A 20,467-nucleotide genomic window follows, 5' to 3' on the forward strand; every position below is an offset into this window, starting at 1 on the left:
GATGCGGGCCCTGGGCAATATTTTCCGCCTTGGGGTAAAGGAATTGTACAGCCTCGCGCGTGACCCTGTCTTGATGGGGCTGATCCTGTACACATTCACCTTTGCCGTTTTTACCGTTGCGAATGGCGTGCGGACCGAGGTGCGCAACGCCGCCGTCGCCATTGTGGATGAGGATCGCTCCGGGATCTCGTCGCGGATCATCGGAGCGTTGTTACCGCCCTATTTCAAGCCGCCCCGCGTGATCTCTTCGCAAGAGATGAACCCGGCCATGGACCGGGGGGATTACAGTTTCGTCCTGACCATCCCCAGCGGCTTTCAGCGTGATCTGCTGGCCGGCAAACAGCCCGAGATCCAGTTGAATGTCGACGCCACGGCGATGACGCTGGCGGGAAATGGGACGCGCTATATCCAGCGTATCGTCCAGACGGAACTGGAGCGCTTCGTGGCTGAGGACGGCCGGCAGAGCGTTTTGCCCGCGGAGATCGTCAGCCGGGCGCGGTTCAACCCGAATCTCGAGTCGAAGTGGTTCCTGGCCGTGATGCAGGTGACGGGGAACATCACGATCCTGTCGGTGATCCTGTCCGGCGCAGCGGTGATCCGGGAGCGTGAGCACGGTACCATCGAACACCTGCTGGTCATGCCCTTGCGCCCGATCGAGATCATGCTGGCCAAGATCTGGGCCAACGGTCTGGTGATCGTGTCGGCGGCGGTTCTGTCCCTGGTTCTGGTTGTGCGGGGGGTGTTGGGAATCCCGGTGCCGGGATCGGTTGCGGTCTTCGCCATGGGGGCGGGGGTGTATCTGTTCGCGGTAACCTCGCTGGGAATCATGCTGGCCACCTTCGCGCGCACGATGCCCCAGTTCGGGTTGCTGGCGATCCCGGTTTTCGTTGTTCTCTACATGCTGTCGGGGGGGATGACCCCGCTTGAGGCAATGCCCGAACCCTTGCATACCGGGATGCAGTTTTCCCCCGCAACCCACTTTACCAGTTTTGCGCAGGCTGTTCTGTACCGGGGCGCGGGGCTGGATCTGGTCTGGCGGGATCTTCTGGCCGTGGCCGCCATCGGGGCGGTGTTTTGTGCCCTGGCGCTGTACCGGTTCCGGCGCACCATGTCGGTGGGCTAGAATTCCTCTACGGCCACGACACCGGGCAGGGACTTGATCGCGCCGCGGATCTGTGGGGTTACCGGGAACTGGCCGGGCAGGGCCATCTCCACCTCACCGGGCAGGTCCGGGGCAAGCAGGCAAAAATACACCGGGCCGCGCCCGCGCAGACCGCTTTCGCCTTTGGTGCGGATCAGAAGCTTGGCGACCTCGGCCACTGCCGGTTCGTTCTCGACGAACACGCGCAGTCCCGCGCCCCCCGCATCGGCGACTTCCTGGTCGATCGGTTGCACCCCGCGCGCCAGCAGCTTGATCTGCTCGCTTTCGTAAGTGGCCTCGACAACCAGAACGACGTTCGTGCCTGCCTCCAGCAAGTCACGGGAAGCCTCGAGAACATCGGAAAAGATCGTGACCTCGTACAGCCCCGTCGGGTCTGAAAGCTGGGCAAAGGCAAAACGGTTGCCTCTGGCGGATTTGCGTTCCTGCCGGCCGGAGACGGCCCCGGCGATCTTCGTCACGCGGGGGCCGGATTTCACCGCCTCTGCCACTTCCGCAAGGGTGGAAACCTTCTTTCGCCGGAGCGCGGGCATGTAGTCGTCCAGCGGGTGGCCGGAAAGGTAGAAGCCAACGGCCTTGTGTTCTTCGGCAAGGCGCTCATTGGGCAGCCAGTCGGTGACCGGGGGCAGGCGCGGTTCGGGCAGGTCGGCGCCGGCTTCGCCGAAAAGCGACACCTGGTTCGAGGCGCGCTGGTCATGCACCGCGGCCGAGTAGGCCGACAGGACGTCGAGGCTGTCGAAAACGCGGCGGCGGTTGCGATCCAGTTCATCGAACGCTCCGGCGCGGGCCAGCATTTCCAGAGGACGCTTTCCGACGCGCTTCATGTCCACCCTGCGGGCGAAATCGTAAAGCGTTGCAAAAGGTTTGTCCGCCCGCGCCGCGACGATCGTCTTCATCGCGTCGACACCGACATTCTTGAGCGCCCCCAGCGCATAGACCAACCGCCCCGCCTCCACCCCGAACGTTGCGGCGGAGCGGTTCACGCAGGGCGGCACGATCCCGGTTTTCAGGCCCCGGCGGACCTCCTCGGCATAGACGGCCAGCTTGTCTGTCAGGTGAATGTCGCAATTCATCACCCCGGCCATGAACTCCACCGGGTGGTTCGCCTTCAGCCATGCGGTCTGATAGCTGACCACCGCATAGGCGGCGGCATGAGACTTGTTGAAACCGTAATTGGCGAATTTCTCCAACAGGTTCCACACTTCCAGCGCCTTGGCGTCGTCAACGCCGTTCTTTCTGGCCCCGTCGATGAACTTGGGACGCTCGGCGTCCATGGCTTCCTTGATCTTCTTGCCCATTGCGCGGCGCAGCAGATCGGCGCCGCCCAGGGAATAGCCCGCCATTTTCTGGGCGATCTGCATCACCTGTTCCTGGTAGACGATGATACCCTGCGTTTCATCGAGAATGTCGTCGATCAGTGGGTGCAGGCGGTCGCGTTCCGACAGGCCGTTCTTGACTTCGCAGTATTTGGGGATGTTTTCCATCGGTCCCGGACGATAAAGCGCCACCAGCGCCACGATGTCCTCGATGCAGGTGGGTTTCATGCGCCGCAGCGCATCCATCATGCCGGAGCTTTCCACCTGGAACACGGCGACGGTTTTCGCACTGGCGTAAAGATCGTAGGTCTTCTCGTCGTCCAGCGGGATATGGCCAATATCGTTTTCCGCCCCCTCGGCAGGATCGTAAAGGCGGGTGCCGTCGGCACCCTCATGCAGGTTCCGGCCCGCGGCATGGATCTGCTCAATGGCATTGCGGATCACCGTCAGGGTCTTGAGGCCGAGGAAGTCGAATTTCACCAGCCCGGCCTGCTCGACCCATTTCATGTTGAACTGGGTTGCCGGCATGTCCGAGCGGGGATCCCGGTAGAGCGGCACCAGTTCATCGAGGGGGCGATCCCCGATCACCACCCCAGCGGCGTGGGTGGAGGCATTGCGCAACAGCCCCTCGACCTGCTGGCCGTAGGTGAGCAACCGTTCCACGACTTCCTCGGCGCGGGCGGCTTCGCGCAGGCGGGGTTCCTCCTCCAGTGCCTTGGCGATGGACACGGGCTTGACCCCTTCCACCGGGATCAGCTTCGACAGCTTGTCCACCTGCCCGTAGGGCATCTGCAATACCCGTCCCACGTCGCGGACCGCCGCCTTCGACAACAGCGCACCGAAAGTGATGATCTGGGCAACCTTTTCACGGCCGTATTTGCGCTGAACATAGCCGATGACCTCCTCGCGCCGGTCCATGCAGAAGTCGATGTCGAAGTCAGGCATGGAAACCCGCTCGGGGTTGAGAAACCGCTCGAACAGCAGGCTGTAGCGCAGGGGGTCGAGGTCGGTGATCGTCAGGGCGTACGCCACAAGGCTGCCCGCCCCGGAGCCACGTCCGGGGCCGACGGGGATGTCGTGATCCTTCGCCCACTTGATGAAATCGGCCACGATCAGGAAATATCCGGGGAAGCCCATGCCTTCGATGATGTCCAGCTCGAATCTCAGCCGTTTCTCGTATTCCTCCACCGGGGCGGCATGGGGAATCACCGCCAGCCGGGCGGCCAGCCCCTCATGGGCCTGACGGCGCAGTTCCTCCACTTCGTCGGCGGCGAAGCGCGGCAGGATCGGCTTGCGCTTCTCTGCCTTGAAGGCACAGCGGCGGGCGATCTCCACGGTGTTTTCCAGCGCCTCGGGCAGATCGGCAAACAGGGCGGCCATTTCCTCGGGCGTCTTGAAATAATGCTGGGGCGTCAGACGGCGGCGCGGCGTGGCCTGATCGACATAAGCGCCGTCCCTGATGCACAGCAGCGCGTCATGGGCCACGTACATGTCCGTTTTGGGGAAGTAGACGTCGTTCGTGGCCACCAGCGGCAGGCCCATGGCGTAGGCCATCTCGATATGAGGGCGCTCGGTCGTGGTTTCGGCTTCGGGGCAGGTCCCGCCTTCACCGGGATGACGTTGAAGTTCCACGTAAAGCCGACCGGGACAGGCGGCGGCAAGGCGCTTCATCAGGGCCTTGGCGCGGGCGGGGTGGCCAGCGCGCAGCAGACGCCCGACAGGCCCGTCCGGCCCGCCGGTAAGGCAGATCAGGCCCGCCGAATGGGTCTCCAGTTCCTCCAGCGTAACCTGCGGAAGCTGGCCGTTCTTGTCCACATAAAGGTGGGAATTCAGTTTCATCAGGTTCAGGTAGCCGGCTTCGTTTTGGGCCAGAAGAACCACGGGCGCGGGTGGGCGCGGACGTTCGCCCAGGGCCGGAGGGTCGTAGGCGACATCGACCTGACAGCCGATGATCGGCTGTATCCCCGAATTGCTGGCCAGAACCGAAAATTCCAGCGCGGCGAACAGGTTGTTGGTGTCGGTGACCGCCACCGCGGGCATCGCCGCGGCTTCGCACAGGGCGGGCAGTTTTTTCAGCCGCACAGCCCCTTCCAGAAGGGAGTATTCGGTATGCAGGCGCAGGTGGATGAATCGGGGCTGTGTCATCGGTTCAGGCTAGCCCAGCACGTCGGCGCAAGCCAGTGCGTTACCCTTCCGGGATGATCTCGATCCGGTTGCCGAACGGATCGTTCAGGAAGAAGCGGTCTTCCGCCCAGTCCACCGCCACGCCGGCGCGGCCAAGACGCTCTGCCAGGGGGGGGAGCCGGCGCACCAGGAAGGCCGGGTGCGCGCTACGGGCAGGACGGAAATTTTCCGATACGTCCAGATGAAGGTACAGTTCGCCACGTGAAAACCACAGCCCGGTGCGGCCTTCGGGGGGTGGCGCTTCCTCCAATCCCAGCAGGTCGCTGTAAAAGGCGCGTGCCGTGGTTTCGCCCCCCGGCGGGATGGAAAGCTGAACATGATGCAGCGCATGGGGGTACATGGTGGGCCTCTCTTCTCCAACAGCTTAACCCGCCTGTAGTTGTGTACAACCCGCCCGATTTGTCTGCAATTGCGTCTAAATGGCCATTTCGTGGTGCGGAACGGTTATCACGACTCGCAAACCATTGCGCATTGCCCCGGCCCCGCGCTACTAACCCGCGCAACTGGGGATTCTGGAGCATCGCCGGGTGACCGCTCTTCTCAAAGTCGAAGGCCTGGCCAAGGCCTATCCGGGCGTCGTGGCAAATGACGATGTCAGCTTCGATATCGCCGAGGGCGAGATCCACGCCCTGCTGGGCGAAAACGGCGCGGGCAAATCGACACTGGTCAAGATGATCTACGGACTGGTCAGGCCCGATTCCGGGCGGATGGTCCTGCGAGGTCAGCCCTACACACCGGCAGAACCCCGCGCCGCCCGTGCGGCGGGTGTGGCGATGGTCTTTCAGCACTTCTCGCTGTTCGACGCGCTGAACGTTGCGGAAAACGTCGCGCTTGGCATGGAAAACCCGCCACCCATGGGCCATCTGGCAGAGCGCATCCGCGCTGTGAGCGAAGCCTATGGTCTGCCCCTGTCACCGGAGCGGCTGGTGGGCGATCTTTCCGCAGGAGAACGCCAGCGGGTCGAGATCGTGCGCTGCCTGCTCCAAGATCCCAGGCTTCTGATCATGGACGAGCCGACCAGCGTCCTGACCCCCCAGGAGGTGGAGATTCTCTTCGCAACCCTGCGCACCCTGGCTGCCGAGGGTACGGCGATTCTGTATATTTCCCATAAGCTGGAAGAAATCCGCAGGTTGTGTGACCGTGCCACGATTTTGCGGCGTGGCAGGGTGGTGGACAGTTGCAATCCGCGTGAAAAATCCGCCGCCCAACTGGCCGAGATGATGGTGGGGGCCAAGCTTTCGGTGCCGAGGCGTGCCGCCAGTGCGCCGGGAGAGGTCATGCTTGAGGTCGCAAAACTCAGCCTGCCCTCGGTCAATCCGTTTGGCACCAGTTTGCGCGGCATTTCCTTTATTGTCCACCGGGGTGAGATTCTGGGCATCGGCGGCGTTGCGGGCAACGGGCAGGATGAGCTGCTTTCCGCTTTGTCCGGAGAGGCGATTGCCAGCGCGGGCACGATCCGCCTGTTCGGACAGCCGATCGGCGCGCTGGGACCGGGGGCGCGGCGTCGCATTGCCGTGCTCTCCGCCCCAGAAGAACGGCTGGGCCATGCCGCAGCCCCGGACATGAGTCTGACGGAAAACGCCCTGCTGACCGCTGCGATCCGGCAGGGGTTGGCTGAACGCGGGTTCCTGAAATGGCCCGCCGCCCGCGCCTTCGCGCAAAAGGTGATCGAAACCTTCGATGTACGCACCCCCGGTCCCGGAAACGTGGCGCGTTCGCTTTCGGGGGGAAATTTGCAGAAATTCGTGATCGGGCGGGAGGTCTTGCAAAAACCCGAAGTCCTGGTGGTCAACCAGCCGACATGGGGCGTGGATGCTGCTGCCGCCGCGTCGATCCGCCAGGCGTTGTTGGATTTGGCCGAAAGCGGTGCCGCAGTGGTGGTCATCAGCCAGGATCTTGATGAGTTGATGGAAATCTCCGACCGGTTCGCCGCCCTGAACGAAGGTCGCCTGACCCCCGCACGCCCGTCCAGAGGACTGACTTTGGAGGAGATCGGCCTGATGATGGGTGGAGCCCATGATATGGAGGTGCCCCATGCCGTGGGCTGAGCGAACAAACTTTTCTGCCTCCGGCGGGGATATTTTCTTCCAAAGCAAGACGGGGGGGGGCACAGCAAGGGACTTGCTTTGGCCAAAATATCCCCGCCGGAGGCCAGATGTCTCTGGTGCGACGGAGGTCATCTGATGATCTGGTTGGAAAAACGGGCCGCGCCATCGCGGTTCTGGACGGTTGTGACGCCCTTGTTGGCCGTGGCGCTGACCATGCTTGCGGGGGGGGTGTTGTTTGCCGCACTGGGCAAGGACCCGGTCGCCGCCATTCGCACGATCTTCTGGGACCCGCTTTTCAATGCGCAGTTCGCCAGCTACTCGCGCCCACAGCTCTTGGTAAAGGCGGGCCCGCTGATCCTGATCGCCACCGGGCTGGCCCTGGGGTTTCGGGCTGGAGTATGGAACATCGGGGCCGAGGGGCAATATATCGTCGGGGCCTTGTGTGGCGCGGGTGTGGGCCTGGCGTTTTATCCGCTGGAGGCGTGGTATGTCTTTCCGTTGATGGTATTGGCCGGGGGGTTGGGTGGTTGGGCCTGGGCGATGATACCCGCGCTTTTGAAGACGCGGTTCCGCACCAACGAGATTCTCGTTTCTCTTTTGCTGGTTTACGTGGCGGAGCAGTTTCTGGCGTCGATGTCGCTTGGGCTTATGCGTAATCCGGAGGGTGGGGGGTTTCCCGGCAGCCGCAACCTGCAGCAATACCCCTCGGCGGCCAACCCGGAGCTGATCTCCGGCACTGGCCTCCACTGGGGCGTGGTGGTGGCGTTTGTCGCACTCATCATGGCGTATATCCTGTTACACCGCCATATCCTGGGCTTTCAGATCCGGCTTGCGGGGCAGTCGCCGCGCGCGGCGCGGTTTGCTGGGGTGAATGCGAACCGGCTGGTGGTTTTCTGTCTTGGGGTGTCGGGCGCTCTGGCCGGGCTGGCGGGGTTGTTCGAAGTCTCGGGGCCGGCGGGGCAGGTGAATATCGACTTCAACCAGGGCTACGGGTTTACAGCGATTATTGTCGCCTTTCTGGGGCGCCTGCACCCGGTCGGTATCCTTTTCGCCGGGTTGCTGATGGCGCTGACCTATATCGGGGGCGAGCTTGCGCAGTTCATGTTGCAGATCCCGGCGGCGGCGATTCAGGCATTCCAGGGGATGTTGCTGTTCTTTCTGCTGGGGGTTGATGTGCTGACGAATTACCGCGTGCGTATTGGTATCAGGGAGACCGCGTGATGGATCTGTCTGCCATCAACCCGGTGATCCTGACCGCCTCCCTGATGGTGGCGGCAACGCCGATTCTGCTGGCTGCGATCGGGGAGCTGGTGGTGGAGAAGTCCGGTGTTCTGAACCTCGGGGTCGAGGGAATGATGATTGCCGGGGCCATCTGCGGCTTTGCCGTAGCGGTGGAAACCGGAAGTCCGGCACTGGGGTTTCTGGCCGCGGCGCTGGGGGGCGCGGGGCTGGCGCTGATATTCGGTTTTCTGACGCAGGTGTTGATGTCGAACCAGGTGGCCACGGGTCTGGCATTGGCGCTTTTCGGGTTGGGGTTGTCGGCGCTGATCGGTCAGAGGTATCAGGGTGTCAAGCCTCCCGCAACTGCGCGGCTGGATCTTGGGCCGCTATCGGATATTCCGGTTCTCGGGCGGGTTCTCTTTTCCCATGATCCGATGGTGTATGTCAGCCTTGGGCTTGTCGCAGCGGTTTGGGCATTTCTCCGGGTCACCCGCGCAGGGCTGATCCTGCGGGCGGTGGGGGAAGGGCATGATGCCGCCCATGCGCTGGGTTACAAGGTGGTGCGTATCCGGCTGATGGCGATCGCCTTCGGTGGCGCCTGCGCAGGGTTGGGGGGTGCCTATCTCAGCCTGATCCGTGTGCCGCAATGGACCGAGGGGATGACCGCCGGTGCGGGCTGGATCGCCTTGGCGATCGTGGTATTCGCAAGCTGGCGTGCGGGGCGTGTTCTTCTGGGCGCCTACCTTTTCGGCGGGGTTGCGGTGTTGCAGCTGAACCTGCAGGCGGCGGGGGTGCCGGTGCCGGTGGAATACTTGTCGATGTCACCTTACCTGATAACAATTATCGTGCTTGTGATCATGTCGTCCCGGCGCGGCCGGGCGGCGGTGGCCGCGCCCGCGTCGCTGGGCCGGGTTTTCCATGCCTCGAGCTAGGGGCGATCTGATGCCGGGCGTGGGCCCGGATGAATTTGGGGGATCAAATGAAACTGAAACCTGTTCTGGCCGGTCTGGCGCTGGCTCTTGGGTTGGCGGGGGTTGCCGCCGCCGCGGACAAGACGAAGGTGGGCTTCATCTTTGTTGGGCCGATCGGCGATGGCGGCTGGACGCATGAGCACAATGTTGCGCGTTTGGCGGTAGAGGAAAAGTTCGGCGATGCCGTGGAGACCATCTACCAGGAGAGTGTCCCCGAAGGGGCCGATGCCGAACGGGTTCTGACCCAGATGGCGTTGTCGGGTGCGGACCTGATCTTTTCCACTTCGTTCGGGTTCATGGATCCGACGATGAACGTTGCCGCGAAGTTCCCGGACGTGAAGTTCGAACATGCCACCGGCTACAAGCGCGCCGACAATGTGGGCACTTACTCGGCCCGGTTTTACGAAGGCCGCGCGATTCAGGGGCTGATCGCCGGGCGGATGACGCAAACGAACGTGGTGGGATACATCGCATCCTTCCCCATCCCGGAGGTTATCCGGGGCATCAACTCTGCCTTTATCCACGCCAGGAAGGCCAACCCGGACGTACAATTCAAGGTGATCTGGGCCTACACCTGGTTCGACCCGGCCAAGGAGGCCGACGCCGCCGCCGCGCTGATCGAGCAGGGTGCGGATGTCATTCTCCAGCACACCGACTCCACCGCACCGCAGGCTGCCGCCGAAAAGGCAGGCAATGTCATCACCTTCGGGCAGGCCTCCGACATGATCGAATACGCGCCCAGGCCGCGGGTCAGTTCGATCATCGACAACTGGACACCCTATTACATCGACCGTGTGCAGGCGGTGATGGACGGCACCTGGACCAGCGACGACACCTGGCACGGGATCAGAGAGGGCATGGTGAAAATCGGGGAGATCACCGATGCGGTTCCTGCCGATGTCAAGCAGGCGGCGCTGGCCCTCAAGGACTCCATCGCCAGCGGCGACTATCACCCGTTCACGGGGCCGCTGAACAAGCAGGACGGTACGCCGTGGTTGACGGAGGGGGAAACCGCCGATGACGGGACGTTGCTGGGCATGAATTTTTTCGTCGAGGGGCTTGCGGCGGAAATCCCGCAGTAATCCGGGCAGCGCCTTCGGAAGGAAGCCCCGGTTCGCCGGGGCTTTCGCGTTTTCAGATACGGAATTCCACCACCACCGGGCAGTGGTCGCTGGCCTTGGGGCGGTCCCATCCCATGCGGGGATAGCGGGGGGTTTCCAGGTTGGGGACCCGCAGGGGCATCCCCGCGCGGATGATCCGTGGGGTGCCCCGTATGCGCGCCGCCAAGGCCGGTGAGGCAATGATATAGTCGAGTTGGGTCTTGTGGCGCGCGCCGGCGTAATAGTGGCTCCAGCGGTTTTCCGGGGCGAGGTCTTCGAGAGTGTTGATCCCGAACCCGTCCCTCAGTAGCGGGTCCACACCGGATTCGCTTTCTTCCTTCAGGCGTTCGGAATAGGACCCGTCGTCCTGTCGGGCCTTTGAGATGACGTGTGCCATCCGATAGTCGTTGAGATCGCCCATTATCGCCCACAAGGCCCGTGCCGGATCGGAGAATTTTCGGCTGACGATCTCGCGCACGGCGATGGCTTCCAACTGGCGCATGCCCAGTGTGGCTTCCCGCCCGCCGCTCATGGATTTGAAGTGGCAGTTGAACAGGGAAACCGGGACCCCTCCGACATCCACCTGGATCTCGACGCAATCCCGGCGGAAGATGCGCGCGTTCGCCCCCCGAAGCCGGGCGGCACGGGCCTTGGCCAGAGGGTACTCCTCCAGCAGGCGGGTGCCCCGGTCTGTCTGGCGCACCCAGCCGGGCGTCACGGGGGCGTGGCTGCGCGTCATCACCGGGCGAATATCGCGGGCCACGGTTGCCACGTCGATGCCGCGCGGATCGTTGCCCTCATGCAGGATCATCTGGGGGTAGGGGTCCACCCCGATCTTGCGCACGTAAGCTGCCATGAAGCGATCCAGTGCGCTGAAGCTGTCTACTTCCTGAAGGCAATAGACATCGGCATCGGCCTCGGCAAAGGCCAGCGCGGTATGCTGACGCTTGTCGTCGTCCTGGGCGATGGCGGCACTTTGGACCATCTGCTTGAACTCTTCGAACCCGGTCAGGTCGCCGCCGTCGAATGTGCCGTAGAATTGCACGATCTCGGGTAGATAGCGGGCTGCGCGTGTATCCGTGAAGGCGCTGAAATCGAAGCGGGTAAAGAGGTTCTCGATATTGAAGGTGCAAAGCCGCAGACGCATAAAAGAATCCTGTGAGAGAATATATTTTCCGTATTCTACCGCAACGTGATGCGTTTGCCGACCACGAACCAAGGCGGCGTGCATGGGAATCGCTTTCACTCCCCGCCGGGGTTTGATTATCTCGGGGTCATGAAACAGGATTTTATCGTGATCGGGGGCGGCATTGCCGGAACCTCTGTTGGGGCGCGGCTGTCGCATCTGGGCCGCGTCACCGTGCTGGAGGCCGAACCGGCGCTGGGCTACCACAGTTCGGGCCGGTCGGCGGCGATGTTCATCGAGACCCATGGGTCGAAGCCTGTCGTGGCGCTCAACCGGGCCAGCCGGGCGTGGCTGGCGGAAACCGGCGTGATGGTGTCACGTGGGATGCTGGTTGTGGCCCGTGCCGAGGATCGCACCCTGTTCGAGGACGAGACCGACGCGCTGGAGCTGCGCGTTCTGGATTTTGAGGAAGCCCGCGCCCTTGTGCCGGTGCTCAACCCGGACACCACCGCCTATGCCGGCTTTCAGGAGGCGGCGTTCGATCTGGATACCGATCTGATGATCCAGACCTTCGCACGGGAGATCCGCGCCAACAGCGGGCAGGTCCTGACCGGCCACCGGGTAACGCGCATTGCCCGCACCGATGCGGGCTGGTGCGTGGAAACCGGGCTGGCGGCCTTCGAAGGGGCGGTGGTCGTGAACGCCGCCGGGGCATGGGTGGACCAGGTCGCCCGGATGGCCGGTGTGGAGCCGCTGGGTTTTGCCCCCATGCGCCGGTCGATGGCCCGGCTGCCGGCGCCGGGGGGGCAGGACATCTCCGGCTGGCCAATGGTCGAAGGGGCGGGGGAACGCTGGTATTGCAAGCCCGACGCGGGCAAGCTGATCGTTTCTCCGGCGGAGGAAGACCCGATGGACCCGCACGACGCTTTTGCCGATGACATGGTTCTGGCCGAGGGGCTGACCCGCTATGAGGAAATGGTGACCACGCCCGTCACCCGTGTCGAGAGCAACTGGGCCGGGTTGCGCACCTTTTCGCCCGACCGTTTGCTGGTGATCGGGTTCGATCCCCGCGCGGAGGGGTTTTTCTGGCATGCCGGGCAGGGTGGTTTCGGGTTTGAGACGGCCCCCGCGGCCAGTGTCCTGGCCGCTGACATCGTCGCCGGGCGCCCGCCAGAGATGGGGACCGGGATGGCCGGGACGTTGTCGCCCGTGCGGTTCGGGCGATGACCCGGCGTTTGCCGCTCAGTTACAGCGAGGCGCTGGACGGGACGGGGCGCCGCACGTCGGACTCCACCCGCCGCAATCGAGAGGCCATTGCCGAAACCGTAGCCGCCCATGCGCCCGCGCGGGGGCGGGCGCTGGAACTGGCCAGCGGTACGGGCGAACACGCGGTCCACCTGGCTGCGCGCCTGGGGCTGATATGGCAGCCGACGGATGCCGACCCCCGCGCACTGACCAGCATCGACGCCTGGGCGCGGCAGACCGGTGTGCCGCTGCGTCCTGCCGTGGCGCTGGATGCCACAGCACCGGGCTGGGCGGAAACCGTTCCACCGCAGGATCTGATCTTTGCCAGCAACATTTTGCATCTTGTCAGCGCGGCAGAGGCCGAAACGCTGATAACCGAGGCCGCGCGGGCGCTGGCCCCCGGCGGAGTTCTGATGATCTACGGCCCCTTCTTGCGAGAGAGCGGTTACGTGAGCGAAAATGATTCCGCCTTCGATGCGAAATTGCGCATGCTGGACGTTGAAATCGGCTATAAATCCGTCGTGCAGGTGATGGCGTGGTGCGCATGTGCGGGGCTGGTGGCGCAGGACCCCGTCCCGATGCCCGCGGCCAACTTGACGCAGATTGCCCGAAAGCCCGGTCAAAACGGCGGCGGCGGCTTGTCGGCGATATAAAAATTCATATTTTGCGTCTGAACCTCAATTACAGGAGCTTCCGATGAACTGGACCGAAAAGCGTGACGGGGTCAAAGACCAGTTGCGCCTTCTCAACAAGACCATACCCGATGCCACCCGTGCCTTTGGTGCCCTTGGCAAGGCTGTGAAGGAAGGCGGTACACTGGATTTCAAACAAAAGGAATTCATTGCGCTTGGCATCGCCGTGGCGACCCGGTGCGAAGCCTGTATCGTGCTGCATATGGAGGCCCTCGTACGGGTTGGTGCCACCCGCGAAGAGGTCGGCGATGTGCTGGCCATGTGCATCCAGATGGGTGGCGGCCCGGCGATGATGTACGCCGCCGCCGCGATGGACTGCTATGACCAGCTCATGGAAGAAAAGGCCGTCAAGGCCGCGGAATGAATGATGGCCCCGACCTTTGGCCGGGGCTTATCCATCCTGCCGGATTCGGATGTTGCGGCTGTCATAGGGGCAGTCTTCGGTGACCGTGGCGGGCCAGAGCCGGTCGAACATCCTGACCTCCAGCCGCGTTCCGGGGGTGGCCAGGTCGGGCCGGACATACCCCATACCGATGGACTGTCCGAAAGCGACGGAGTAGCCGCCCGAGGTCAGTCGCCCGATTCGACTGCCATCGTGATAAAGCGCCTCGCGCCCCCACGGGTCGGCATTTTCCGGGCCGTCGATCAGAAGGGTCGCGCATTGGCTGCGGAGGCCGGTGGCCTGCATCGCTTCTTTACCCAGGAAGTCTTTCGACAGGTCCACGAAGCGATCCAGGCCGGCCTCCAGCGGCGTGGCATCGCGGCCCAGTTCGGTCCCGAAGGCGCGGTAGCTTTTTTCCTGCCGCAGCCAGTTCTGCGCCCGTGCGCCCACCAGCCTCAGGCCGAGCGGTTCCCCCACCGCCATCAGCCGGTCGAACAGGTAGTTCTGCATCTCGATCGGGTGGTGCAACTCCCAGCCCAACTCGCCGGTATAAGCCACGCGCAGCGCGGTCAGCGGGCACATCTCCAGCTCGATCCGGCGGGCGGAAAGCCAGGGGAAGCGTTTGTTCGACAGGGCGGTTTCGGGATCCGGGTCGCGGATCAGTGCGGTCAGAATGGCCCGCGACTGCGGCCCGGCCAGCGCGAACACGCCGTATTGGCTGGTGACATCGCTCAGGCACATGGGGCCGAACTCGGGCGTTTTGTCCGCGATGACCTTGGCGAGATAATCGTGATCATAGGCCTGCCAGGCCCCGGCGGAGACGAGGTAATAGTCGTCCTCGGCCCGGCGATGGATGGTGTATTCGCTCCGCACGGTGCCCGCACTGGTCAGGGCATAGGTCAGGTTGATGCGGCCAACCTTCGGCAGGCGGTTGCAGGTGAACCAGTCCAGAAATGCTGTCGCACCGGGACCTTTGAGGATGTGTTTGGCAAAGGCCGTGGCGTCGATCAGACCGGCGGTGGAGCGGATGGCCTCGGCTTCGGTCACGGCGTAGGGCCACCAGCCGCCGCGGCGAAAACTGCGTGCGCCATGGTCGGAGAACCCCTCGGGAGCGAAATAGTTGGGGCGCTCCCACCCGTTCACCTGCCCGAACTGCGCTCCGCGCGCGGCCATGCGGTCATGGCATGGTGCGGTTTTCAGCGGGCGGCAGGCGGGACGTTCCTCATCCGGGTGATGCAGGATGTAGACGTGTTCATAGGCTTCCTCGTTCTTGCGGCAGGCGTATTCGGTTGTCATCCAGTCGCCGTAGCGCCTCGGGTCAAGGCTGGCCATGTCGATCGCGGCTTCGCCTTCGGTCATCAACTGGGCCAGGTAGCAGCCTGCCCCGCCCGCGGCGGTGATGCCAAAGGAAAAGCCCTCCGCCAGCCACAGGTTCCGCAGGCCCTGCGCCGGGCCAAGCAGGGGGTTGCCGTCCGGAGTGTAACAGATCGGGCCGTTGTAATCGTCCTTGAGGCCCACGGTCTCCGATGATGGGATCCGGTGGATCATGGACAGGTATTCTGCCTCGATCCGCTCCAGGTCCAGGGGGAACAGGTCGGCGCGGAAGCTGTCGGGGCAGCCCCATGCGAACCGGGCAGGGGCGCCACGCTCATAAGGGCCGAGAATCCACCCGCCGCGCTCCTCGCGCACGTACCATTTTGCGTCCGCATCGCGCAGGACAGGGTGTTCCGGGTTGGAACCGCGCCACGCCACCAGGGCCGGGTCCGGTTCGGTCACGATATACTGATGTTCCACCGGGATCGCAGGGATCTTCAGCCCAAGAAGCCGCGCGGTGCGCTGGGCGTGGTTCCCCGTGGCGGTCACGACATGTTCGGCGGCGATTATCACTGTCTCGTCGGTGGGGATGAGGTTGCCGCCCCTGTCCGCCATCTTCGTGCAGGTCACGCGCCATTCGGAGCCGGTCCACTCATAGGCGTCCACCTGCCATTTGCGCTCCACCGCCACGCCGAACTGGCGCGCGCCCCTGGCCATGGCCTGGGTCACGTCGGCGGGGTTGATGTAACCATCCGTCGGGTGGTAGATCGCGCCTTCCAGATCCTCGGTGCGAAGCAGCGGCCAGCGCTCCCTGACCTGGGCCGGGGTCAACCATTCGTAGGGCACGCCCACCGTTTCGGCGGTGGTCGCGTAGAGCAGGTATTCCTCCATCCGTGCGCGGCTTTGGGCCATGCGCAGGTTGCCGACAACGGAAAAGCCGGGGTTCAGGCCGGTTTCCGCCTCCAGCGTTTTGTAGAACTTGATTGAGTAATCGTGGATGTGGGTCGTGGCGTAGGACATGTTGAAATAGGGCAAAAGCCCCGCCGCATGCCAGGTGGAGCCGCTGGTCAGCTCGTCGCGCTCCAGCAGCAGCGTCTCCCATCCCGCCTTGCCGAGGTGATAGGCAATCGAGGCCCCTACTGCACCGCCGCCGACGACCAAGGCTTTGACATGGGTTTTCATGACCGATCCTCCCGTATTCCAGGCCCTTCTTCCAGTTAGGCGGAAAACGCGCCCGCGGGGGAGAATCATCCGACCGAACGTCGCCTGAAACCGACCCTAATGCACCGGCACCTCCAGCAGGATCACCCGCAGGGGGCGGGTCTGCGCCGGGTCGAAGCGGTAGGGGATGGAAACCTCGACAGGTACGGACGGGGGCAGGGGGCGGGTATAGCCATGCTCGGCCAGCAGGGTGGCAGCCTGGCCCGGCTTGCTTTCGATTGCCAGGACGCGCCCGCCCCCGGCCAGCCGCTGGGTTGGGTAGGGGGGAAGGGCCTGCCAGCCCGGACGCAGTACCAGCAGGTTTCCGGCGTAATAGTGATGCGCCAGAAGGGGCGGGGTATCGGGGTCCAGGGCTTCGATTTCCTGTGCCAGAAGGTCGATCCGCAGGGCGTGGCTGCCGGTGCCGCGCAGACGCGTTTCCGCCATCGCGCCCAACAGTAAAATGGCCAGTGCCGCGATACCGATGCCGAAATTGCGCGTTGTCCGGGGGGACGCATTCGTCAGCAGGATCATCACTGCCGCGGGGACCGCCATCATGAACAGTGGTAACAGCCAGCGCGCCCGGACAAAGGCAATATCGGCGGCGACGATCCCCACCGCCACCAGCCCCAGCCCGATCAGCGCGGCGCGCAACAAGAGCGTTTCGAACGGTTGCGGCTGGCGGAGAGCGGGCCGACCAAGCGCCACCAGCCCCGCCACCAGCGCCAATGGCAGAAGCTCGGTCAGGGTCTGGCGACCCAGGCGCGCCAGCCCCAGCGGCCAGCGAGCGGCGGCCCCGGCGGCCCCCCTGGCAAATTCCCACGTGTCCGAAAAGGTTGCCTGCGGTGCGGCCAGCATCGTTGCGTAAGGCAGGGCCACAATGGCCAGGGTGACCGCGCCGCTCAGCCACAGGCGCCTGTCCCACAGGATCGCGCGATAGACGGGCAGGCTGAACCCGGCCAGAAGCAGCGCGGGCGGCAGCACCCAGTAATTCGGCTTGGCCAACCCTCCCAGGCCCGCAGCCAGCCCCAGCAGGACGAAGGCCCGGGTCGAAGGCCGCCGCAACAGGTGGAAGAAGGCCGCCAGCGTCAGTGCCGTCAGGGCCACCAGCGCGATACTGTGCGATCCGGTGCGCTGTGCCCACCAGGCAAGGTTGGGGATCAGCGCCAGCGCCAGCGTGCCCAGCATGGCCTTGCGCAGGCCCGCCAGCGGTCGCAGCGCCAGGAACACCGTTGCGTAGGTCAGGAAAAGCAGGATGTTCTTGGGGAGGACGATACCTGCCGTTCCAACTCCGAAAAGCGCGAAGCCCAGCGTCTGGTACCAGTTGTAAAGTGGCGGCTGCGATCCGGCGACGAAGTGCCATTGGCGGGCGATCACGACCATTTCGGCCTCGTCGCCCTCCAGCGCGCCGCCCAACCAGATTCGCAGGCCGGCCTGTGTGGCGAAATAGGCCGCCAGGGCCAGGAGGAACAGGGCCGCGCGGTTCATCGCGGAACGTCTACCAGGTACCAGCGCAACGGCAGTGCCGCCTCGGAATGGCCATAGGGCAGGGTAAAGCTGCCCGCGTCCACTGTCCGGTTGGCGCTGTCGCTGGGCCAGCCCGCCTGTTGCAGGCCTGTTTCAAGGCTGGGCGGTACATTTTCGCGCAACAAGAACAGCACCCGTTGTCCGCCGAACCGTGCCCGTGCAAACCCCAGATAGGGCGCCACCTGCCAACCGGGGCGCAAGCGGGCCAGGTTTCCGGCGGTGAAAAACTCGGCGATTACCGGGGTGTTCGGGGCGATGGTTTCGATCCGCTCCGGCAGAGGGGCGAACTCCACGTCGCGCCGTGCCCCTTCCTTGAAACGGTCATAGGACAAGCCCGCCATCACCAGAAGGGCGATCAGGGCGATCAGCAGACAGAACCCCGAAACCGCACGCGGGCCAGTCCGGGGCGCGAGCCAGACGAAAATGCCCGGCACCGCCAGAAACGCGACCGGCAGCATCCAGCGCTGGGTCACATGGCCCACATTCGCCTGCCAAATGCCCAGCAGGATGATCAGCAGCAGCAGGACGGCCGCGCGCAACAGCAGCGCGGGCACCGGGGCGGTTGTTTCTTTTGCCCGCCTGCGGCCGAAGACCCACATCGCCCCGGCTGCCAGAAGAGCGGGCGCCATCAGCGTGAGCCCTCCGGCCGCGGCCATGCGCACCCCGCGCACCCAGTCCGCAGAGGCGCCGTTCAGGCGCATTTTCGAGGCCGAGGAAAATGCCAGGTCCGGGTTCTGTACCATCCAGCCGTAGGGGATGGCGACGACAAGAACCGCCAGCGCAGGCGCGATCAGGGCGCGCCGGCACAGCATCCCTGCCCGCATTTGCGGGAGGGTCAGTGCCGCAAGAGCCAGCGCGCCGGGCACCATCCAGAAATTGTATTTCGACAGCCCGCCAAGCCCCAGCGCAACCCCCAGTACGACCCATGCCCGCCGCGATCCGTCGCGCATTGCCCACAGGAAGGCGGCGATCGTTGCCATGGATGTCGTGAACAGGATATTGGAATGGGTCGTGGCGCGCTGGGCTTCCCACGCAAGGTCGGGCAACAGGAACAGCGACATGGCCCCCAGCGCGGCCGCCCCCGCCGGAATCCACAACCGCAGCCCCAGGAACAGGAACAGGTAGCTGCCCCACAACAGCAGGTTCTTCAGCAGCGCGAGCGAGAAAAGCGAACGCCCGAACAGTTCGAAAAGCCCGATCTGAAACCAGTTGTAAAGCGGCAGTTGCGGCCCGTAGCCCGGCGCAAGACCGGGCGTCATGACCATCATCTCGGCCTCGTCGGTTTCCAGCGCGCCGCCAAGTGCCAAACGCAGGCCGGCCTGGGCCGCGAAGTAGACGGTGAGCGCCAGCACAAAGGCCAGTGTCGTCCGTTGGGCTGCGGGCCCGGCCATTTTCTACAGCATGCCCGGCACAACCAGATCCGGCGGCCGGTGCCCGTCCGCGAAGGTCTTGACGTTGATGAGAACCTTCTCCCCCATTTCGGTCCGCCCCTCGAGCGTGGCGGACCCCATATGTGGCAGCAGCACGATGTTGTCCATCTCGCGCAGGCGCGGGTTGATCTCATGGCCGTGTTCGAACACGTCGAGGCCGGCGCCGGCGATCTCCCCCGCGCGCAGCATTCGGGTAAGGGCGTTTTCGTCGATCACTTCCCCGCGGGAGGTGTTCACGATTACCGCGCTGGGCTTGAGCAGCTTGAGCCGCCGGGCGTTCATGAGGTGAAAGGTGGACGGCGTGTGCGGACAGTTGATGCTGAGCACATCCATCCGGCTGACCATCTGGTCGAGGCTCTCCCAGTAGGTCGCCTCCAGATCCTGTTCGGTTTCAAGGCGGACACGGCGGCGGTTGTGATAATGCACCTGCATGCCAAAGGCCCGTGCCCGCCGGGCCACGGCCTGCCCGATCTGCCCCATGCCGAGAATTCCCAGCCGGCGGCCGCTGATGCGCCCCCCCATCATCGCGGTCGGAGTCCAGCCCCCCCAGTCCCCCGACTGCATCTTCCGCAACCCCTCCGGGATGCGACGGGTGACGGCAAGAATCAGCGCCATCGTCATGTCGGCGGTATCGTCCGTAACGACGCCCGGCGTGTTGGACACCAGGATGCCGCGCTGGCGGGCGGTCTGCACATCGATATGGTCGATGCCGGCACCGTAATTGGCGATCAGCTTGAGTTGTTCGCCCGCCTGGGCCAGCATGGCCTGATCGATCCGGTCCGTGACACAGGGGATCAGGACATCCGCCTTCTGCATCGCCTCGACCAGTTCGCCGCGTGTCAGTTTGTGGTCGTCCTCCGAGAGGGAGACATCGAACAGCTCTTTCAGCCGGGTCTCGACGGGTTCGGGCAATCGTCGCGTCACGACAACACTCAGACGTTGAGCCGGCATGTGGGGGCCTCCTGCTGCTTTCCTTCCCGGTGTCTGAGTGGCAAACTGTCCGAGATCGGGGCAAGGCACAAGACCCCGTAACAAGAGGCGGCGCAAGGTCATGACGATACGGGTGGGTCTGGCGGCAATTTTGGGCATGGTGCTCCTGGCCGGGGGGGCGGTCGCGGCACAGGAGCGGGGGCGGGTCACCGACCTGCCGCTGCCGCGGTTCGTGTCGTTGAAAAGTTCCGAGGGCAATGTCCGCCGCGGCCCCGGCCTGAGCCACCGGATAGACTGGGTGTTTAAGCGGCGGAACATGCCCTTGCAGATCACCGCGGAATACGGCCACTGGCGCCGGGTGCAGGACCGCGACGGCGCAGGCGGGTGGATGCACTATTCGTTACTGTCCGGGGTGCGCACGGTGCTTGTCGAGGCCGAGGATGTCGCGCTGTATCGTTCTCCCAGTGCCGAGTCGCGCATCATGGCCCGGGCGGAGCGCGGCGTGATCGCGCGGCTGGGCGAGTGCAACCCGGACTGGTGCCGGATTGTGGCACAGGGCCAGAAAGGCTGGGTGCCCAAGGCCGTGCTTTGGGGGGTTTCGCCCGATGACCTGCGGCAATAA

At 64.3% G+C, this 20,467-nt stretch carries 16 protein-coding genes; 9 read left to right on the plus strand and 7 right to left on the minus strand.

Translation table 11 applies throughout. From position 1 onward, the window contains the following. The first annotated feature begins 1 nt into the window (after nucleotide 1). Nucleotides 2-1,123 (plus strand): ABC transporter permease, encoded by a 1,122-nt coding sequence (locus tag C8N32_RS03275; RefSeq protein WP_107891050.1) that lies wholly within the window; start codon nucleotides 2-4, stop codon nucleotides 1,121-1,123. Here the strand turns inward: C8N32_RS03275 and dnaE are convergent. Both dnaE and C8N32_RS03285 read right to left on the minus strand, forming a co-directional pair. After that, nucleotides 1,120-4,620 carry a DNA polymerase III subunit alpha gene (gene dnaE / locus C8N32_RS03280; protein ID WP_107891051.1) on the minus strand — a complete coding sequence of 1,167 codons (3,501 nt, stop codon included), beginning with the start codon at nucleotides 4,618-4,620 and terminating at the stop codon, nucleotides 1,120-1,122. The genes C8N32_RS03275 and dnaE overlap by 4 nt on opposite strands. Nucleotides 4,621-4,660: 40 nt before the next feature. Further along, nucleotides 4,661-4,999, minus strand: coding sequence for a VOC family protein (locus C8N32_RS03285; protein ID WP_107891052.1), 339 nt, complete (start codon nucleotides 4,997-4,999; stop codon nucleotides 4,661-4,663). Between the two features lie 187 nt (nucleotides 5,000-5,186). Between C8N32_RS03285 and C8N32_RS03290 the strand changes: the two genes are divergently transcribed. The 4 genes from C8N32_RS03290 (at nucleotide 5,187) to C8N32_RS03305 (ending at nucleotide 9,981) form a co-directional block, all read left to right on the plus strand. Continuing rightward, nucleotides 5,187-6,707 (plus strand): ABC transporter ATP-binding protein, encoded by a 1,521-nt coding sequence (locus C8N32_RS03290; protein ID WP_107891053.1) that lies wholly within the window; start codon nucleotides 5,187-5,189, stop codon nucleotides 6,705-6,707. 135 nt (nucleotides 6,708-6,842) lie between these two features. Then, nucleotides 6,843-7,928, plus strand: a complete 1,086-nt coding sequence (locus tag C8N32_RS03295; RefSeq protein ID WP_107891054.1) for an ABC transporter permease — start codon at nucleotides 6,843-6,845, stop codon at nucleotides 7,926-7,928. Continuing rightward, complete coding sequence (locus tag C8N32_RS03300; protein WP_107891055.1) at nucleotides 7,928-8,860, plus strand: ABC transporter permease; 933 nt, start codon at nucleotides 7,928-7,930, stop codon at nucleotides 8,858-8,860. The genes C8N32_RS03295 and C8N32_RS03300 overlap by 1 nt, the downstream gene beginning before the upstream one ends. Before the next feature lie 47 nt (nucleotides 8,861-8,907). Beyond that, nucleotides 8,908-9,981 carry a BMP family ABC transporter substrate-binding protein gene (locus C8N32_RS03305; protein ID WP_107891239.1) on the plus strand — a complete coding sequence of 358 codons (1,074 nt, stop codon included), beginning with the start codon at nucleotides 8,908-8,910 and terminating at the stop codon, nucleotides 9,979-9,981. Nucleotides 9,982-10,033: 52 nt separating this feature from the next. On the opposite strand, the gene C8N32_RS03310 is transcribed toward C8N32_RS03305, so the two are convergent. Continuing rightward, nucleotides 10,034-11,146: an endonuclease/exonuclease/phosphatase family protein gene (locus C8N32_RS03310; protein ID WP_170106721.1), complete on the minus strand. Its 1,113-nt coding sequence runs from the start codon at nucleotides 11,144-11,146 to the stop codon at nucleotides 10,034-10,036. 129 nt (nucleotides 11,147-11,275) lie between these two features. On the opposite strand from C8N32_RS03310, the gene C8N32_RS03315 reads away from it, so the two are divergent. From C8N32_RS03315 to C8N32_RS03325, 3 genes are read left to right on the plus strand one after another with little or no spacing between them, the layout of a single operon-like run. After that, a complete protein-coding gene (locus C8N32_RS03315) occupies nucleotides 11,276-12,352 on the plus strand; it encodes an NAD(P)/FAD-dependent oxidoreductase (protein ID WP_107891057.1) in 1,077 nt (358 codons plus the stop codon). Continuing rightward, nucleotides 12,349-13,023, plus strand: a complete 675-nt coding sequence (locus C8N32_RS03320; protein WP_107891058.1) for a DUF938 domain-containing protein — start codon at nucleotides 12,349-12,351, stop codon at nucleotides 13,021-13,023. Before C8N32_RS03315 ends, C8N32_RS03320 begins: the two co-directional genes overlap by 4 nt. Nucleotides 13,024-13,066: 43 nt before the next feature. Beyond that, on the plus strand, nucleotides 13,067-13,426 hold the full coding sequence (locus tag C8N32_RS03325; protein ID WP_107891059.1) for a carboxymuconolactone decarboxylase family protein: 360 nt from the start codon (nucleotides 13,067-13,069) through the stop codon (nucleotides 13,424-13,426). 27 nt (nucleotides 13,427-13,453) lie between these two features. Here the strand turns inward: C8N32_RS03325 and C8N32_RS03330 are convergent, their stop codons facing one another. From C8N32_RS03330 to C8N32_RS03345, 4 genes are all read right to left on the minus strand, one after another. Next, nucleotides 13,454-15,940, minus strand: a complete 2,487-nt coding sequence (locus C8N32_RS03330) for a GcvT family protein (protein ID WP_107891060.1) — start codon at nucleotides 15,938-15,940, stop codon at nucleotides 13,454-13,456. 96 nt (nucleotides 15,941-16,036) lie between these two features. After that, complete coding sequence (locus tag C8N32_RS03335; protein ID WP_107891061.1) at nucleotides 16,037-17,446, minus strand: glycosyltransferase family 39 protein; 1,410 nt, start codon at nucleotides 17,444-17,446, stop codon at nucleotides 16,037-16,039. Next, nucleotides 17,443-18,876, minus strand: coding sequence for a glycosyltransferase family 39 protein (locus tag C8N32_RS03340; RefSeq protein ID WP_107891062.1), 1,434 nt, complete (start codon nucleotides 18,874-18,876; stop codon nucleotides 17,443-17,445). Before C8N32_RS03340 ends, C8N32_RS03335 begins: the two co-directional genes overlap by 4 nt. A gap of 3 nt (nucleotides 18,877-18,879) precedes the next feature. Then, nucleotides 18,880-19,866: a 2-hydroxyacid dehydrogenase gene (locus tag C8N32_RS03345; RefSeq protein WP_107891063.1), complete on the minus strand. Its 987-nt coding sequence runs from the start codon at nucleotides 19,864-19,866 to the stop codon at nucleotides 18,880-18,882. Nucleotides 19,867-19,966: 100 nt separating this feature from the next. On the opposite strand from C8N32_RS03345, the gene C8N32_RS03350 reads away from it, so the two are divergent. Beyond that, a complete protein-coding gene (locus C8N32_RS03350) occupies nucleotides 19,967-20,467 on the plus strand; it encodes an SH3 domain-containing protein (RefSeq protein ID WP_107891064.1) in 501 nt (166 codons plus the stop codon).

The organism is Rhodovulum imhoffii (assembly GCF_003046545.1).
GTDB classification, from domain to species: Bacteria; Pseudomonadota; Alphaproteobacteria; order Rhodobacterales; family Rhodobacteraceae; genus Rhodovulum; species Rhodovulum imhoffii.

What these genes read in the sequence shown, in the direction of transcription:
- C8N32_RS03275 (WP_107891050.1), top strand. Translation starts at nt 2, where the DNA reads ATGCGGGCCCTGGGCAATATTTTCCGCCTTGGGGTAAAGGAATTGTAC.
- dnaE (WP_107891051.1), bottom strand. Translation starts at nt 4,620, where the DNA reads ATGACACAGCCCCGATTCATCCACCTGCGCCTGCATACCGAATACTCC.
- C8N32_RS03285 (WP_107891052.1), bottom strand. Translation starts at nt 4,999, where the DNA reads ATGTACCCCCATGCGCTGCATCATGTTCAGCTTTCCATCCCGCCGGGG.
- C8N32_RS03295 (WP_107891054.1), top strand. Translation starts at nt 6,843, where the DNA reads ATGATCTGGTTGGAAAAACGGGCCGCGCCATCGCGGTTCTGGACGGTT.
- C8N32_RS03300 (WP_107891055.1), top strand. Translation starts at nt 7,928, where the DNA reads ATGGATCTGTCTGCCATCAACCCGGTGATCCTGACCGCCTCCCTGATG.
- C8N32_RS03305 (WP_107891239.1), top strand. Translation starts at nt 8,908, where the DNA reads ATGAAACTGAAACCTGTTCTGGCCGGTCTGGCGCTGGCTCTTGGGTTG.
- C8N32_RS03310 (WP_170106721.1), bottom strand. Translation starts at nt 11,146, where the DNA reads ATGCGTCTGCGGCTTTGCACCTTCAATATCGAGAACCTCTTTACCCGC.
- C8N32_RS03315 (WP_107891057.1), top strand. Translation starts at nt 11,276, where the DNA reads ATGAAACAGGATTTTATCGTGATCGGGGGCGGCATTGCCGGAACCTCT.
- C8N32_RS03320 (WP_107891058.1), top strand. Translation starts at nt 12,349, where the DNA reads ATGACCCGGCGTTTGCCGCTCAGTTACAGCGAGGCGCTGGACGGGACG.
- C8N32_RS03325 (WP_107891059.1), top strand. Translation starts at nt 13,067, where the DNA reads ATGAACTGGACCGAAAAGCGTGACGGGGTCAAAGACCAGTTGCGCCTT.
- C8N32_RS03330 (WP_107891060.1), bottom strand. Translation starts at nt 15,940, where the DNA reads ATGAAAACCCATGTCAAAGCCTTGGTCGTCGGCGGCGGTGCAGTAGGG.
- C8N32_RS03335 (WP_107891061.1), bottom strand. Translation starts at nt 17,446, where the DNA reads ATGAACCGCGCGGCCCTGTTCCTCCTGGCCCTGGCGGCCTATTTCGCC.
- C8N32_RS03340 (WP_107891062.1), bottom strand. Translation starts at nt 18,876, where the DNA reads ATGGCCGGGCCCGCAGCCCAACGGACGACACTGGCCTTTGTGCTGGCG.
- C8N32_RS03345 (WP_107891063.1), bottom strand. Translation starts at nt 19,866, where the DNA reads ATGCCGGCTCAACGTCTGAGTGTTGTCGTGACGCGACGATTGCCCGAA.
- C8N32_RS03350 (WP_107891064.1), top strand. Translation starts at nt 19,967, where the DNA reads ATGACGATACGGGTGGGTCTGGCGGCAATTTTGGGCATGGTGCTCCTG.